Below are 16250 nucleotides of genomic sequence, written 5' to 3'. Positions count from 1 at the left end.
GACTGCATGCGCGAAGCCGGGCGCTTTGACGTTGTACTCGGCCATCTGCTAGCGTTACCCCCCCATGTCCCGATTCCGTTCATTGATGCGCGACGTGCTGGATGCCATACGTGGCACCGAGCAGGACTACACCCGCGGCAGTATTCGCCGCGCCGTGGTGCTGCTCGCCATTCCCATGATCCTGGAGATGGCGCTCGAATCGGTCTTTGCGGTGGTGGACGTGTTCTTCGTGGCGTCTCTGGGCGCGTCCGCGGTGGCCACGGTGGGCATCACCGAGTCCATCATCACGCTGGTCTATGCCATTGCCATCGGACTGGCCATGGGAACCACGGCGATGGTGGCGCGCCGCGTAGGGGAGAAGAACCCGCGCGAGGCCGCGGACACGGCGGTGCAGGCGGTCATCGTGGGCGTGGTTGCCTCCATCCCCATCGCGCTGGTGGGACTCTTCTTTGCGAAAAAAGTGCTGGCGCTGATGGGAGCGGATGCGTGGAGCATCGAGCACGGGTACCGCTACACGGTGTGGATGCTGGGCGGCAACGTGGTGATCATGCTGATCTTCGTGTGCAACGCCATCTTTCGCGGCGCGGGCGACGCCGCAACCGCCATGCGGGTGCTGTGGGTGGCCAACGGCATCAACATCGTGCTGGATCCGGCCTTGATCCGCGGATGGGGCCCGCTGCCGCAGATGGGCATCGAGGGCGCCGCACTCGCGACCAACATCGGCCGCGCCATCGGCGTGGCCATGCAGTTGTTCATCCTGTTGCGCGGCGCCAAACATATCCGTGTCCTCGCCGTCCAGGTGCGCGTGAACGCCGCCGTGATGCTGCGCCTGGTGCGGGTGTCGCTGGGGGGAATCGGTCAGCTGATCATTGCCACCTCGAGCTGGGTGGGACTGGTGCGCATCATGGCCACCTTCGGCAGCGAGGTGCTGGCCGGGTACACCATCGCGGTGCGTATCATCATGTTCACCTTCATGCCCGCGTGGGGGTTGAGCAACGCGGCGGCGACACTGGTGGGGCAGAACCTGGGCGCGCAACAGCCGGAGCGGGCCGAACGCTCGGTGTGGATGGTGGGCTGGGCCAACATGGCCCTGCTGGGTCTGGTGGGCCTGGGCTACGTTCTGCTCGACCAGCCCCTGGTGCGTATCTTCACCGCGGAGCCCGGCGTGGTGGCGGCGGGTGCGGAGTGCCTGCGCACGGTGTCGTACGGCTATCTCTTCTACGCGTGGGGGATGGTGATGGTGCAGGCGTTCAACGGCGCCGGCGACACCGTGACCCCCACCCGTCTCAACCTGGTGTGCTTCTGGTTGATCGAAATTCCGCTGGCCTACCTGCTGGCCATGGTGCTGGACGTGGGCGCGTCGGGGGTATACTGGTCGATCGTAATTTCGGAGTCGCTGCTGGGGCTGCTGGCCATATGGTTCTTCCGCCGTGGCGGCTGGAAACAGAAACAGGTGTGATGACCGCGAAGGCGGCCGCCTATTCCCAGAACTCGAAGTGGCCGATGCCCACCAGGGTCTGCTGGTAGTTGATGACTTCGTAGACGCCGGTGGCGAAGGGGCCGCTGCCGGTGTCGAAACCGCGTCGCACCTGGCCGTCGAAGTAGGTGTAGCCCCCCGCCGAGTTCTGCACCACCGCGAAGAAGAACTCCGAGCCGCAGGGCGTGGTGCTGTCCAGCGCGCTCACTTCGTAGCGCAGGCCCTCGTCGTGGCGGCGGTTGGCCGGTGCCGTCCACACCATCACCGTGCAATCGGGTGAGGACGACGCCAGCGCGGTGTCGATTTCGACGCAGCGGACCACGTCGGCGCCCGTGTCCAGCCGGAAGATCACCCGGCGCAGTCCGTCGTCGCACCGGCTCAGTGGCGCGGCCCCGTCCACCGGGTCGCTCTCGCACCCGGAGGCCATGAGCAGGCCCGCCACCGCGGGCCCAATCGCCCATCCCCATGCTGGTGGCCGGTATCGCACCTTCTCAGTGTATGGCTCCGCGGACCCGGGCGCAACGCATACGCAAGAGTGTTCGGTTGACACCGGCCCGGCCGGGGGTGCGCTTGCGCGGTTGCATCCGCGTTGCATTGAAAACACGAAGCCCCCGCGATCACTGCGACCGCGGGGGCTTTCGTGTTGGCGTTCAGGCGTTGAACGTCAGGGTTTCGTCAGCGGCAGCGCGCCTTCCAGCGTCCGCGGAAGAAGCCGCCGTCCACCTCGTCGCTGGTGCACCACGAGCCACCCAGGGCACCCGCCACGTCCAGCTGGCGCGAGTACCACACGCCCTCGAACCAGCCGTCGGCCCGGCGCGCGCTGGTCGCGGGGAGCATCCCGTAGTGGCCCTTGAGCAGGCCCTGGAAGCGGCCACCCTCGGTGACCCACTTGCCGAAGAAGACGTGCTCGTTGCGGCCGTTGACACCGTAGACGCCGCGCAGGTAGCCCATGTGCATGCCGTTTTCGCTCACCCACTTGCCGCGGAAACGGCCGTCGATGCGTTCGTCCTCCACCGGCTTCCACTGGCCGGCCAGGAATCCGCCGGCACAGTCGCCCGGCGCGCGCATCAGGGTGTTGAACGCAACCGCGTTGCCCGCGTCGTCCACCGTGACCACCCGGTGCAGGTTGGCCAGGTCCTCCTCATCGATGGTGACCGTCAGCGGTCCCGTCTTGAACGTCACCGAGATGGGCTTCTCGCAACGGCGGTCGTTGACCGTCGCCAGCGAGACCGAGTCGCAGCGCATGGGCAGCAATTCAACCAGAATGCCGTCGTAGTGCGGGCGGGTGTGGGAGATCCACTCCACGCACTGGCGCGTCGTCCGCGGCAGCAACTCGTCGTGTGCATCGAAACGAATGAGGCGCTTGACCACCACCACCGCGTTCTCGGCGCACAGGCCGCCGGTCCAGTCGGTGGAAAAGTCGATCAGCGAGTCGGCGCGCAGGTTGCCCCACGTGATCATCAGATAGTGATGCTGCCGGCGATGATCGGTGCGGGTGGTGTCGACGTCGTCGTCCACCTCCATGTCGCCGAGCGGGCCGTAATCGGCTGCGAGACCCGCTTCGTCGAACGCGGGCGCCTCATCGGCGGTGTTGAAGCCTCCGTAGGGATCGTCGAGGTTCTCGGTCTGAACCCGGGACGACAGGTCGTTGGCCGTGTCGGTGTCGGCGGCGTTGTCACATCCCGCCGCCACCCACACGACAAGCATGGTGAGCATGAGCAGGCTGAAGAATGTCCGGGTGCGTTTCATGGAGCCACTCCTTCCAAGGGTTTCCTCGCCGGTGTTCCGGCACCGGGGCGCTTTGCGAATTTGGTGGCGGCCGGGTGAGGCACGCCGTCACCCTGAATTGGCAATGCGCATGCCGCACAAGGGGGTTGCGCCGCCCGTCGGCGTAAGATAATGTGCTGAAAGCAGTTCAGCGCGGCGGCGGGGGCCGCCCGGGGCGCGCCCGGCCTGCCCGGGTGCCCCGTCAGGTACACCGGGAGGGGACACGTGTCCCCGGCCGTACAGGCCCGCCGGCACCGGAGGCGGCGGTTCCACGATCCACCATGACCGCAAACAGCCCGCGCAAATTCTCCCTCGATTCTATCACGGCGGCCGTGGCGACGTTGTTCGCCATGGCCATCGTTGCCAGTCCGCCGCCCGACCTCGACCTGTGGTGGCTGATGGCGGTGGGACGCCGCATGGCGGACACCCACGCCTACATCTACGCTGACCCGTTCACTTTCACCGTTCCCGGCGCGGCGTGGTCGCCGCAGAGCTGGTTGTCCGCGCTGGTCTACTTCGGTCTGCACCAGCTCGGGGGCATGACCGCCATCGGTGTGCTGCGGGTGGCGATGGCGGGGGCAATTGCGGCGCTCGTGTTTCGCGCGCTGCGCGCCGGGGGTGTGGCGTGGGCCATGGCTGCCCCGCTGGTGGTGGTGGCGCTGGTGACCGCGCACGGACGCTTCACCGACCGCGGTCAGCTGTTCGAGTATGTCTTTCTGGCCTGGCTGCTCGTGTTCCTGCTCACCGCGCATGAACGCCGCGGCCGCGCGTTCTTCGTGTTGCCGCTGCTGGTGCAGCTGGCGTGGGTGCAGTTTCACTCCAGCTTCCTGCTCGGTCCGGCGCTGGCGGCCATCTTCTTCGCGGGCGAGTGGCTGGCCGGCCGGCTGCCGTTTGCGCGGCCGCTGCACCGCCACGATTACCGCCGCGCGGCCCTGCTGGTGGGGGCGATGCTGCTGGTGTGCGTCGTCAACCCCAACCCGCGTGCGTTTCTCATCCAGCCGTTCGATACGAGCCAGCACGAGTTGATCTCGCGCTTCACCCTGGAGTGGAAGTCGCCGTTCGATGCGGCCATCGCCGGCGCCGGTTTTCATCCCTGGTACGAGATTCTGCTGGGGGTCGCGGCGCTGGCGCTGCTCGCCAGCCTGCCGCGCGTGCCGCTCGCGCCGCTGTTCATGATCGCCGCCACCGCGTGGCTCTCGCTGCAGTCGCACCGGTTTCGGGTGGAATTCGGCCTGGTCACCGCGGTGATGGCGTCGGTGATGCTGGTGCGTTCGTCGCTGGTGACGGGGTTTGCCGTGCGGCGGCTGCCGGCGGCGACGTGGCGGATGATCGGCCTGGTGACGACGCTGCTGCTGATTGTGCTCGCGCGCGGGCTGCTGGTTGCGAAGCCGGCGCCCGACCTGTTGCCGCAACGAGCACTTGCCTTCGTGGTCGACGAGAACGTCGCGCACCGGCCCTATCACACCATCGGCTACGGGTCGTACATGCTGTGGCGTCTGTATGGCGAGCGGCAGACGTTCATCGACGGGCGCAACTTCGATGCCGGCGTGTACGAGGACTTCCTGCGCGGGCAGACCAACGCGCCCGCGCTGCGCGGCGTGATCGGGAAGTACGGGGTGGATTCGTTCATCATCCCCGCGCCGGAGCGCGCCGACGCCGGCATGCACAACGTGCACAAGTCGCTCATCGTGTGGCACGACACCTGGGACCTGGTGCACATGGACGAGCAGGCGTTCGTGTACGTGTCGCGCGCCGCGGCGGACTCGACCTGGCTGGGCACGCACGCCTACCGTTCCTACCACCCGATGACGTTTGCGGGCGAACGGCATACGCCGGAAGCGTTCGACCGCGCCATCGCCGAACTCGAGCGCCTCACCATGGAATCGCCGGGGTACCTGCGCGCCTGGATCGACCTGGGGCTGGCAAGAATGTCGCGTGGCGACACGCAGGGAGCAATCACAGCGCTGGAAAGCGCCCTCGCCCTCGACCCCGCCAACACCCCCGTCCGCGACCTGCTGCAGAAGCTGCGCGCGCCCCGCTGACCTGGATAGACTGGGGCGGGCACGAGACCGCTCCTCCGCTCATGGTCCTCGCGCGAGACATTTGAAATCGCGCTGCGGAAATCGCGTCGGACCGGCCTCGCGCCCGCCCGGAAGTCTCTACTGTCGGGGGGATGTGTCGTCGACGGCGTTGTGCCAGGGCGGGTCCATCGCGCAGCGGAAGCCCACGTACAGCCAGCGCTTGCCCTGCTGGGTGCTCTCGCGGTTGGCGCAGCGCAGGTACTTCTGAAAGGTGTTCCACGAGCCCCCGCGGTAGACGCGGCGCTCGGTGCTGAACACCTCGCGGCGGTCGGGGACACCCTTGGGGAGCTGGTCGTCCGGTCCGCGCGGATACGCCTCGTAGTCGCCATCCACCCACTCCGCCACGTTCCCGGCCATGTCCCAGCACCCGTAGGGGCTCACCCCGGTGGGGTAGTGCATGATCTGCAGCGGGTGCTCACCGTTGTTGGCGTGGGTGCGGTTGAAGCCCTCGCCCCAGGGGTACGTGCGCCCGTCCGTCCCGCGTGCGGCCTTCTCCCACTCGGCCTCCGTGGGCAGCCGCTTGCCCACGAACTTCGCGTACGCAACCGCCTCCTCCCAGGTGATCGACACCACCGGGAAACCGTCCTCGCCGATGCCGTACTTGCGGTCGATCCAGCGCGACGGGGCCTCGGTGTCGGTGGAGTCCAGGAACACCTTGTACTGCGCGTTGGTGACCTCGTGGACGTCGATGTAGAAATCGTCCACCCACACCCGCCGCTGGGGGAATTCGTCGACGTCCGCCCACTTGAGGACGTCGTCGGCCGTGCTGCCCATCAGAAATTCGCCGGCCGGCACGAAGACCATGCCCTGCACCGGGGGAATCGCATCCGGCCGGGCAACGGCCGTGGAATCCCCCTGGGTGCGCGCCGCGGCCACGAGGGCCAGGCAGAGCACCGGGATGGATAGCAAGGCGAGAACAGGTCGCATGTTGTTTCTTGGGAAGCACTGGGCCCGGCTGCCTCCGGCAGGGTGAGGCTGGCCCTTTGGCAGACTCTACGACCCGCGGCCACGGCGAGTAAACCCTTAATCGCTTCTGACGTTATGGAGTCGGAACCCATTCCGGCCTCACCGCTTGCCGGAAATGATGCGGGCTCCCGGTGGGGGGAGCCCGCGATATGAACATCGATAAAAGGGTCGGAAGGCAGCGTGCTTTTAAGGGCCCGCCGCCTTCCTCTGGTGGGGACCGAAGAAGGCGCGATCTTGGGGGATTGGACTAGGGACTCGCGCCGTTTCCTCTTCCTGTTGGCTTTGCGGATCAATTCTGTGAAGCCGATACCGTCCGCCTCAACCCATTGGTATCCGAACGGTTGCCGCATGTCCTACCCGTCGGTACCGGCTTCGAGAACCAATATAGGAGGGGGCTTGCTATTCGTAAAATAGAAAATGTATATTGTAATTATCTATAAAAGCTATGGCTACCATCAACCTCAACCATCTCCACTACTTCTTCGAAGTGGCCCGGCGCGGCAGCTTCACGCGGGCCGCGCGTGAACTCCTCGTTTCCCAGTCCGCCCTGAGTGTTCAGGTGCGGGCGCTGGAGAACGCGCTGGGCGGGACGCTGTTCGACCGGCGGCGTAACGGCGTGGTGCTCACCGACGCCGGCCAGCGGGCCTACGAGGTGGCGGAGCGCGTATTCGCGGAGGTGGACCGCCTGGTGGCCGACTTCCAGAAGACCGAGCCGGTGGTGTCGGCCTCGGTGACCGTCTGTACCGTGAACAGCATCGGGATTTACGTCCTGCCCGACCTGCTGACGGCGTTCCGGGCCCACGCGCCCGAGGTTCGTATCCGCCTGGACTTCCGCGAATCCGAGCGCGCCATGGACCAGCTCTACCAGGGCAAGGCGGACATGGTGGTGGTGCCCTGGGAGCGCGCCTACCCCGACCTCACCGGGGTCCCGTTGACGCGCAACAAGATGTTCCTGGTGGCGCCCCCCGACCATCCGCTGGTCAGCGCCGCGCGGCCGGTGCCGCGGGACCTCGAGGCCTATCCCTTCGTGGGATACAGCGAGGGCATGCACACACGATCCATGATCGACGCGCTGTTCCGTCGCATGTCGCTCAAGATCGAGTACTCGGTGGAGTCATCCAACGCCGCCACCATCAAGCAGATGGTCATCGCCGGCATGGGCCTGGGGTTCCTTCCCGAAACCGCGGTGGCCGCCGACATCCGCCGCGGCGTCCTGGCGCGCCTCGACGTCCCCCCGCTGGTGATGAGCCAGGATGTGACGCTGTACCTGCGCAAGAACCGCACCCTGCCGCGTGCCGCGGGAGAGTTCGCGGACTTCCTGCGCGACTACTTCGCCCCCGGCAAGCGGGTGGCCCGCAAGCGCGGCGCCTAGCCCCGCCCGGGGCGGAAAACGCCCCGCCGCGGACGGGCTCCTGGGCTATAATGCTCGCGATGCGAATCGTCCACACGGCAGACGTGCACCTGCGCGGCGAACGCGAGGAGCGCTGGAAGGCGCTGGATGCGGTGCTCGCCGTGGCGGCCGATGCCGGCGCCGGGGTGGTGGCGATTGCGGGCGACCTGTTCGACCGCGACGTGGACGCGCCCGCGCTCAAGACCAACCTGCGCCGCGCTCTGGAGCGCTTTCCCGGCACCGTCGTCATCATCCCCGGCAACCACGACGCGCGCGGTATCCGCGCCGGAGATTTTTTTGGCGACAACGTGCGCGTTCTCGCCGGTCACGACACGGTGGCGGATGTCGGCGGGATCCGTTTCGTCGGGCTCCCCTACGAGGATGTGAGCATCGACGGAACCCTCGCGCGCCTGCGCGCGGCGTCGCGCCAGCGCGCCGACGGCACCAACGTGCTCCTCTACCACGGCGAGTTGCTCGATTTCTCGCCGGGGGGCGGTGCCTTCGGCGACGAGGACGACCGCGAGTACATGCCGGCGCGTATCGCCGATATTGCCAGCCTCGGTTTCGACTACGTGCTGGCGGGGCACTTCCACAAGAACCACGACGTGCGCGCCTGCGGCGACGGCTACTTCGTCTATTCCGGTTCGCCGGTGGCGATCACCCGGCGCGAGACCGGGCGCCGTCACGTGACACTGCTGGACCCCGGCGCGGCGCCGGTGGCGCACGTGCTCAACACCCACCATTTCGAGGAGGTAGATATCCGTCTCGCGCCTTCCGAGGGTGAGCATCCCCTGGTGCGCATCGAGAAGCGTCTCTCCACGCTCGACATGCACGCGCGCGCGCTGGTGACGGTGCGCGGTTTCGTGGATCTGTCGCAGGTAGGGATGACAGAGGTGGAGTTCCAGGCCGCACTCAAGGAACTGTGTGCGCGCTTCCCGTGCGAATCGGTGGAGACGGGGTCCTGCAACGATGTCGGCGCCATCATCGCCGGCGATCTCTTCAAGCGTTTCGACGCGCGCCTCGAACGCACCGCGCTGGGGGAAGACGATCGCGCGCTGGTGCGCGAGATGACCATTCGCGCCATGATGGAGGTGCCGGATGCACGTTAAGCGGGTTTGCATCAGCCGCTACGGCCCCCTGCAGCCGCTCGACGAGACCCTCGCCCCGTTCACGGTGATCCACGGACCCAACGAACGCGGCAAGACGTTGCTCATCGACGCGCTGGTGCGCATGTTGTTCAAGGACGGCCTCAAGCGCTCGCACTACAAGTTGTTCGGAAACCTCACGCGCGTGGACGAACGCCCGGAAGGTTTCGTGGTGGTGACCACCCACGCGGGCGAGACCAAGATCGGTGCGGAGGAATCGCTGGCGGATGTTGCGCCGGTGGCGATATCGCCGGAGGACTTCCGCAACGTGTTCCTCATCCGCGACAGCGACCTCGCGCTCAACGACGAGGAGGCGTACTACGGCCGGGTGAGCGAGCGCCTGTGTGGCACGTCGTCCACCGCCATCGACCGTCTCAAGGATGCGCTCAAGCGCATCGGGCGCCTGCGCAGCGCAAGCCCGGACAGTCCACTCACCGTCCGCAAGGACCGCGATCAGAAGCGCATCGGCGAGCAGGTGACGGCCGCCGAGCGGCTGATCGACCGCATGGTCGAGCTGGGCGGCGCGCTGGAACGGGACGGATTCGACGTGTCCTCACGCCGCCTGGCGGAACTTGCGGAGGTGCGCGAACGCTGCGAAGGGGAACTGCGCACGCTACGCGCCGCGGAAACGCGCACGCGTCTGGAGAATGCACGGCGGGCGGTGGAAGAGACGCGCGCGGATCTGGCCACGTTGGCGACACTGGCCAACGCGGATGACGCGCAGCTGGCGGCTTGGCGCGGCCTGCTGGTCAAGCGCGAGTTGCTGGAGAAGGATCTCGCCGATGCGGTTGCCCGCGGTGAGGAGGTGCGCGCCGCGCGCGACGAGGCGATGTCGGCGTGGGAGTCGATGCGCGCGGCGGCGGCGGGGGCGGAGGCGCTTCGCGACCGCGCGCAGGGTGAGTTGCGCCCTCTGCTGGAAGCCTGGCAACTGGAGCGCCGCGACCGCGAGCATGCCGAACACGCAACCCGCGCGCTGGTGGCGGTGACGGTGGTGTCGAGTGTTCTCGGCGTCGCGGCGGTCGTGTTCGCGCTGCTCTTCCAATCCCCCATCGCGGTGGGGGCGGCGGTGGCGTGTGTCGCCGCCGCGGGGTGGTGCGGGGCGCTGCTGGTGCGCGGTTCCCGGACGCGCGCGGGGCTGGTGCGCAGAGAAGCGGAGTTGCTGGCGGTGGCGGCGCGACTGGGGCTCGCGGCGGGTTCGGTGGCCGGGGTGGAAGAGGCCATCGACGCGCTGGAACGCGATGCCGCGCAGGCGGTGGAGCGGGCGCGCGACGCCGAGGTGCAGGTACGCCAGCGCGAGTCGGACGTCGCCGCGATCGAGCGCAACGAGGCGGACCGGCGCGCGGGCATCGCCACCACCCACGCGGCGCTGGAGTCGCTGCGCGCGGCCAGCGGATTCGAGACGGTGGAACTGCTGGAGGTGGCGGTGGAGAAGCGGCGCGGGCTGGAGAACGGGATCGGCGCCCGTCTCACCCTGTTGCGCGGCTGGATTCCCGCCGCGCTGCGCGCCGCGGACCGGGACGGATTCCTGCGGGTTTGCGAGGCGGAAGCGATGCGAGGCCTGGAGGCGTTGCCCGCCGAAGTGACCGAGGCGGATCCCGACGCGGTGGCCCGGGCCGAGGCGGAGCTCGTGCGCATCACCGACGACGAGCGTGCGCTTCGGCAGCGTCTGGAGAAGACCCGCCGGGACCTGGACGCCATCAAGGTCCGCATTGCGGACCTCGGCGTGCTGGAGCCGCCGGTGAACTGCCGCACCGCCCGCGAACTGGAAACGGCACGGCTGCACCTGCTGGAGTTCTGCGAGTCCGTGCAGCGCGACGCGCGGCTGGCCAAGGAAGCCATCCGCATCGTGCAGGAGATCGAGGCCGAAGAGGACGAGAAGGTGGGTGAGCTGTTCGGGGAGGGAACGCTGGTGTCGCGCTGGTTCCGCGACATCACCGGCGGGCGCTACCGGGCGGTGCACCTGGAGGACGGCGAGATCGTGGTGGAGCTGGCGGACGGCAAGCGGCTGCCCGCACGGGCGCTGTCGGGGGGCGCGTTCGACCAGCTTTACGTGGCCATCCGGGCCAGCATCGCGGAGCGGATGCTTCCGGATACGAAGGGTTTCTTCATTCTGGATGATCCATTCCTGAAAGCCGACCGGGAGCGCATGCGCTCGCTGATGAAGATGCTGCGCAATCTGGTGGGGCGTGGCTGGCAGGTGATCTACGTGACCGCCAAGGACGAGGTTGTCGAGGCGCTGCAGGCGGATATCGCGTCCGGCGCCGTGCATCTGATCGAGCTCGAGCGGTCGCTCTTTGCCCGCGGGGTGCCGCGCGCCACCACCCGCATCCCCGACGCGCCGCGGCTGTTGTGATCCTCCCGCGCGAGAGCGCGATTGACTCCGGCCGGAATTCGCGCTAAATTATTACGGAACAAATCGTTCCTCTGATCGTCAGACCCCCCTGTCGTTTACCAGCGGTACTACATGCACGCACGAAGACTCTTCATCTGCGGCGTGATCCTCCTTGGAGCGCTCGCGCCGGTGCCCTATGCCGTGGACACGGCGTGGTCGGTACCCAACCCCGGCCTCGACTGGCGCACGCTTTCCACCGAGCACTTCGACGTCCACTACCATGCAGGCGCGGAGTGGACTGCGCAGGAAGTCGCGCGGGTTGCCGAGGAGATCTACCCCTTCATCACCGGGGTGTACGAGTACGAGCCCAAGCGCTGTCACTTCGTGATCCTCGACACCGAGGACTACGCCAACGGCGCCGCCTACTACTACGACAACAAGATCGAGATCTGGGCCACCAACCTGGAGTTCGGCCTGCGGGGAACGACCGACTGGATCCAGAACGTCGTCACCCACGAGTTCACCCACATCGTCGCCATCCAGGCATCCATGAAGATGCCGTTGCGCATTCCCGCGTTGTACTTCCAGGCCGTCGGTTTCGAGACCGAGAAGCGCCCCGACGTGATCACCGGCTATCCCGACTTGATCATCTCGTATCCCATCACCGGCACGGTGGTACCGGCGTGGTGGGCCGAGGGAGTGGCGCAGTACCAGTCGCCCGGCAGGCGCTATGACTGCTGGGACACGCACCGCGACATGATCCTGCGCATGGCGGTCACCGAGGACCGAATGCTGACCTACGACGACATGGGGTTTCTGGGGCATCGCGGGCTCGGCAACGAGCAGGTCTACGACCACGGCTACGGCCTGGTGCGCTACATCGCCGCCACCTACGGCCCCGAGTCGATCGACAGGATCAACGAGCGCCTGGGGAAGTTCTACCGGCTCACCATGGACGGCGCCATGAAGGACGTCACCGGCAAGGGCGGCAGGGACATCTACCGGGACTGGGTGGCGTCGCTCAGCGCCCGCTACGACCGGCAACTCGCGCCGGTGAAGCCCGACCTGCGCGCGGGTGACGTGGTGTGCGACGACGGCTTCATGACCGTCGCGCCGACGTTCAGCCCGGACGGCGCGCGCATTGCATTTCTGTGCAACAAGGGCAGCGACTACGCCGCGACCAGCCTGTACATCACCGGGCGCGACGGCAAGGAGCTCGACCGCATCGAGGGCGGGGTCTCGTCGCGGCCGGTGTTCTCGTCCGACGGCGGCCGGCTGGCGTACGCCAAGCACGAACGCGCGGACTCGTACGGGGCGCGCCTGAGTGACCTGTTCGTGTATGACCTGGCCACAAAGAAAGAGACGCGCATCACCCGCAAGGCGCGCGCCGCCGAGCCGCAGTGGTCGCCCGACGGCGGGCAGATCGTGTGCGTACTGAACGCCGACGGAAGCCACCGCATGGCCGTTATGAACGCCGACGGTTCCGGCATGCGTGTCATCTACGGCGGCGAGGGCGGGCTTCAGTTGTATGCGCCGCAGTACTCGCCGGACGGTTCGCGCATCCTGTTCGGGATATTCACCGAGGGAACGCGCGACATCGCGTCGATCGCGGCCGACGGCAGTGATTTCCGTTACGAACTGCGCACCATCAACGACGAGCGCGACGCGCGCTGGACCGCGGACGGCGACGGCTTCGTGTTTTCGTCGGACCGCACCGGCATCTTCAACATCTACCGCATGGACCTGGCCAGCGGGGAGATCGCACAGCTGTCCAACGTGGCGGGCGGGGCGTTCATGCCCGACATCGCGTCTTCGGACGGGGCGGTGGCCTACTCGGGGTACTCCGGCGCCGGTTACCACCTCCGGCTGCTGGGCGGGTCGCAGGCACCGGTGGCGGAAATGCCGGAGACGGTGTATGCCGAGCGCGCGGCCGGCGAGTTCGAGGAGTGTCAGGATCTCAAGGGCAGCCTGTCGGGCCGGTACCGTCCGGTGGGCGACGGCGTGCAGCTGGCGTCGAGCGGCGCGCTGGCGGACGTCTCCGGCGCGGCGCAGCCGGGATCACCGCTGCAGCAGACCTACGAGAGCACGCCCTACAAGTGGGACTACACCGGATTCCAGTTCTACCCGCGCTTCGTGCTGTGGAACAACAAGCCGCGCGCGGGACTGTTCGTTTCCAACAACGAGATCTTGGAGCGCCAGAGCCTCTTCTTCGGGGGATCGTACGGGGCGGATGGAGAGTTCGACGCGGTGATCGATTTCGAACTGCGCAAGCTGTTTCCGGTCTTCTACATGTCGTACTACCGCGTGCGCCAGAAGTACGCCGACCAGTTTCCCATCGAGGAGCTCGATCGCTACTATTATATCGACTACCGCTACGATGTCTGGTCCGGCGACCTGGGCCTGCGCTTCGAGTTCGAAGACCGCTACAGCCGCACCCGGCGCAACGAGATGCGCGTGTGGTGGAATCACAGCGAGTACAACGTGTTCCTCACCCCGGAGTACGTGCCGCTCAACGACCAGGGCGTCACCCCCATTCCGGAACAGCCGGTGGGCTGGAAGTACTTCGTGGGCAACGAGGCGCATTTCAACTGGTACTACAAGTCGATCACGCGCGCGGTGGACAGCGACATCAACCCCCGCGGCGGCCGTGAGATCATCGTCGACGCGATGTTCGCCAACGATGACCTGTTCGTGAGCGGCGAGTTCGATTACGGGGTGAATCCCAAGTTCACGCGCTATCAATTTGGCCAGTACACCGTCGATTGGCGGGAGTACCTGGCGCTCCCGGGCTGGCGGCATACGCTGCAGGTCCGCCTGATGGCGTCGCTGATCGACAAACCGGTGGACGACTTCTTCTGGGTCTACATGGGCGGCATGGACCGCCTGCGCGGCTACACCTACTACGCCATCGGCGGGCGCAAGGGCGCGCTGGCCAGCGTAACCTACCGTTTTCCCATCTGGCGCAAGATCAACCGCCAGGCGTCCTGGCTCACCATCAAGGACCTGTACGGCGGCATCTTCTACGAGGCCGCGAGCGCGTGGAACGACGGCAACCTGCCCACCGACGACCCCACCCTCGACCGCAACTACTACAGCAACGTGGGCGGAGAGCTGCGGCTCAACATGGGGTCGTTCTATTCCTATCCCACCACGGTGAACTTCGCGGCCGCGTATGCCATCGACCCCGCCGTGTACGTGAACCCCATCGCGGCCGTCGCCCCGGTCTACTACGACCCGCAGTGGCGCTACTACGTGGTCGTCGGGTTCTCGTTCTAGAGATTCGGAATCAGGGGTTCGCGAGCAGTTCCGCAACTGGCTTCGCGACCAGGCCTGCCACCACGCGGTGGCCGGTCTCGGAGAGGTGGTCGTGGTCGAGGAAGATGTCCGTCGGCGCGGCGCCGGTGTCGCGCGAGTAGTCCACCAGCAGCGGGAGCAGGTCGAGGGCGGGAATCCCGCGCGCGCGCGTGTATCCGTCGATCACCTTCTGCGGCGCGCCCAGTCCTTCCGGGTCCTCCAGTTGCACCGTAAAAGGAAACACCACCACCAGCACCGGGACGTCGCGCGCCTCGCACCAGCCGGCGATGCGCTGCAGGTCGGCCAGCGCGATGTCCCACGCGGTGCGCACGGCGGGCGCCTCCGGCGAACGCATCAGCGACTCCACCTCCAGCTGTTCCTGCCGGATCGCACCCAGGCGCAGGTCCTCGCCCAGCGCGCGCCGCGCCTTGACCTCGCGGATCACGTTCTGCAGTTCATAGACCAGCGCGCTCTTTGCCAGCAGCTTCTGCAAGGGCGAGGAGTAGGACTGCCGCAGCTGGAAGCTCTCGTCGGAACCGCCAAAACGCGCCAGGTGAAACATCTCGGTCACGTCGTTGAGGACGAACCCCACCACCACCAGGTCGGGCGCGTACTTTTCGCCCTCGCCGGCGAGCAGCAGGAGTTCCTGCCACTGCGAGTATCCCTCCACCGCCAGGTTGACCGTCTCCACCGGAATCGAATCGCGCGCGCGGAGGGAATCCGCGAGGACAAAGGGCCACGTGTCCTCCCAGCGCGCGACGCGGTAGCCGAAGGTCACCGAATCTCCGAGGTACAGAATGCGGCGCGCGTTTCCGGCGCGCTCGTAGGGAACCACCGGCCCGCGAAAGCCGCGCGCGTTCACATGCACCTCCACGCCGCCCCACTGGTCCACCGCGTTCGGCCGCAGTTTCCAGCCCAGCGCGTCGTCGCGCAGGAACAGCGTGGTGGTTTTCTCCTGCGGCGGGACGAAGGGGCGCAGCCCGACCTCGAGCCACACCAGGGGGAGCAGCAGCACCACCAGTGCCAGCATGATCTTCTCCACCAGCGGGCGGCGGAAGAAGCGGTCGAGCGGGGGAAGGCGGCCGATGAGATACGCGGCCAGCAGGACGACGACGCCCGCGACGAGGTAGGCGAGTTGTGCGCGATGGATGAGCGCGCTGTCGGGAACGGCGACCGTTCGGTGCACCAGCGCACTGGCGGCGCGCACCGCGAGCCGTACCGTCCACGGGTTGTGCAGGGCCGCGCCCGCCAGCAGGGTGAACCCCGCGAGGAGGAGCAGCAGGCGAACCGCGCCGCGCCTAGCGGCCATCGGCGTGGCGGACGGCGCCGGACCAGTCGTGCTCGTAGAGGTCATAGTCCGCCTTGCGCATGCCCACGTTCTCGTAGGTGCGCATGGCGCGCTGGTTGGTGCGGTGCACGTAGAGGCGCAGGCCGCGCACCTCGCCCTGGCGGCGCGCCTCCGCTTCGATGAAGGCGTAGATGGCGCGGAACACGCCGTGGCGGCGAAACGCCGGTTCCACGTAGACACTCTGCAGCCACCACAGCACGCCGTCGCGCCAGTCGGTGAGTTCGAAGGTCACCATGGTGGTGCCCACCGGCGTGCCGCCCGCGGTGGCGATGAAGTAGCGGCACAGTTCGGGGTGGGACAGGCCGCGCCGCACACCGGCGCTGAGCGTGTTCAGGTCCAGCACCTTGTCTTCCGATTCAAGCGCCAGCAGACGGTTGTACTCCGCGATTCGTTCTGCGTCGTCCATGCGCGCGGCGCGCACGGCGATGGGTTGGGAGTTGCTCATGGCGA

General features: G+C 67.3%; 11 protein-coding genes. 6 read left to right on the top strand and 5 right to left on the bottom strand.

Going from position 1 to position 16250, the window contains the following annotated elements; genetic code table 11:
* The first annotated feature begins 64 nt into the window (after positions 1–64).
* A complete protein-coding gene (locus OEX18_04765; GenBank protein ID MDH4336572.1) occupies positions 65–1459 on the top strand; it encodes an MATE family efflux transporter in 1395 nt (464 codons plus the stop codon).
* 19 nt (positions 1460–1478) lie between these two features.
* On the opposite strand, the gene OEX18_04760 is transcribed toward OEX18_04765, so the two are convergent.
* Positions 1479–1904: a hypothetical protein gene (locus tag OEX18_04760; protein MDH4336571.1), complete on the bottom strand. Its 426-nt coding sequence runs from the start codon at positions 1902–1904 to the stop codon at positions 1479–1481.
* A 248-nt stretch (positions 1905–2152) separates the two neighbouring features.
* Positions 2153–3226 (bottom strand): hypothetical protein, encoded by a 1074-nt coding sequence (locus tag OEX18_04755; protein MDH4336570.1) that lies wholly within the window; start codon positions 3224–3226, stop codon positions 2153–2155.
* 299 nt (positions 3227–3525) lie between these two features.
* On the opposite strand from OEX18_04755, the gene OEX18_04750 reads away from it, so the two are divergent.
* Positions 3526–5286, top strand: a complete 1761-nt coding sequence (locus tag OEX18_04750; GenBank protein ID MDH4336569.1) for a hypothetical protein — start codon at positions 3526–3528, stop codon at positions 5284–5286.
* Positions 5287–5403: 117 nt separating this feature from the next.
* Here OEX18_04750 and OEX18_04745 read toward each other — a convergent pair whose 3' ends face one another.
* A complete protein-coding gene (locus tag OEX18_04745; protein MDH4336568.1) occupies positions 5404–6252 on the bottom strand; it encodes a formylglycine-generating enzyme family protein in 849 nt (282 codons plus the stop codon).
* A 484-nt stretch (positions 6253–6736) separates the two neighbouring features.
* Here OEX18_04745 and OEX18_04740 point away from each other — a divergent pair, with 484 nt between their 5' ends.
* The 4 genes from OEX18_04740 (at position 6737) to OEX18_04725 (ending at position 14434) form a co-directional block, all read left to right on the top strand.
* Positions 6737–7663 (top strand): LysR family transcriptional regulator, encoded by a 927-nt coding sequence (locus OEX18_04740; protein ID MDH4336567.1) that lies wholly within the window; start codon positions 6737–6739, stop codon positions 7661–7663.
* A 59-nt stretch (positions 7664–7722) separates the two neighbouring features.
* A complete protein-coding gene (locus tag OEX18_04735; protein ID MDH4336566.1) occupies positions 7723–8790 on the top strand; it encodes a metallophosphoesterase family protein in 1068 nt (355 codons plus the stop codon).
* On the top strand, positions 8780–11179 hold the full coding sequence (locus OEX18_04730) for a hypothetical protein (protein MDH4336565.1): 2400 nt from the start codon (positions 8780–8782) through the stop codon (positions 11177–11179). Before OEX18_04735 ends, OEX18_04730 begins: the two co-directional genes overlap by 11 nt.
* A gap of 111 nt (positions 11180–11290) precedes the next feature.
* Positions 11291–14434, top strand: a complete 3144-nt coding sequence (locus OEX18_04725) for a hypothetical protein (GenBank protein ID MDH4336564.1) — start codon at positions 11291–11293, stop codon at positions 14432–14434.
* Positions 14435–14444: 10 nt separating this feature from the next.
* Here OEX18_04725 and OEX18_04720 read toward each other — a convergent pair whose 3' ends face one another.
* Positions 14445–15761 (bottom strand): SGNH/GDSL hydrolase family protein, encoded by a 1317-nt coding sequence (locus tag OEX18_04720; protein MDH4336563.1) that lies wholly within the window; start codon positions 15759–15761, stop codon positions 14445–14447.
* Entirely contained in the window at positions 15751–16245 is a 495-nt protein-coding gene (locus tag OEX18_04715; protein MDH4336562.1) for a GNAT family N-acetyltransferase, read from the bottom strand. The genes OEX18_04720 and OEX18_04715 overlap by 11 nt, the downstream gene beginning before the upstream one ends.
* Between the last annotated feature and the right edge of the window lie 5 nt (positions 16246–16250).

The sequence above is a fragment of the Candidatus Krumholzibacteriia bacterium genome, assembly GCA_029865265.1.
Classification (GTDB): Bacteria; Krumholzibacteriota; Krumholzibacteriia; order WVZY01; family JAKEHA01; genus JAKEHA01.
The sequence above is the reverse complement of the archived record's forward strand: the minus strand, read 5'-3'. Positions and strand labels throughout refer to the sequence as shown.

Coding starts and splice junctions, on each gene's coding strand:
- OEX18_04740 (MDH4336567.1), top strand. CDS start 6,737: ATGGCTACCATCAACCTCAACCATCTCCACTACTTCTTCGAAGTGGCC.
- OEX18_04750 (MDH4336569.1), top strand. CDS start 3,526: ATGACCGCAAACAGCCCGCGCAAATTCTCCCTCGATTCTATCACGGCG.
- OEX18_04755 (MDH4336570.1), bottom strand. CDS start 3,226: ATGAAACGCACCCGGACATTCTTCAGCCTGCTCATGCTCACCATGCTT.
- OEX18_04725 (MDH4336564.1), top strand. CDS start 11,291: ATGCACGCACGAAGACTCTTCATCTGCGGCGTGATCCTCCTTGGAGCG.
- OEX18_04765 (MDH4336572.1), top strand. CDS start 65: ATGTCCCGATTCCGTTCATTGATGCGCGACGTGCTGGATGCCATACGT.
- OEX18_04745 (MDH4336568.1), bottom strand. CDS start 6,252: ATGCGACCTGTTCTCGCCTTGCTATCCATCCCGGTGCTCTGCCTGGCC.
- OEX18_04760 (MDH4336571.1), bottom strand. CDS start 1,904: ATGGCCTCCGGGTGCGAGAGCGACCCGGTGGACGGGGCCGCGCCACTG.
- OEX18_04720 (MDH4336563.1), bottom strand. CDS start 15,761: ATGGCCGCTAGGCGCGGCGCGGTTCGCCTGCTGCTCCTCCTCGCGGGG.
- OEX18_04735 (MDH4336566.1), top strand. CDS start 7,723: ATGCGAATCGTCCACACGGCAGACGTGCACCTGCGCGGCGAACGCGAG.
- OEX18_04715 (MDH4336562.1), bottom strand. CDS start 16,245: ATGAGCAACTCCCAACCCATCGCCGTGCGCGCCGCGCGCATGGACGAC.
- OEX18_04730 (MDH4336565.1), top strand. CDS start 8,780: ATGCACGTTAAGCGGGTTTGCATCAGCCGCTACGGCCCCCTGCAGCCG.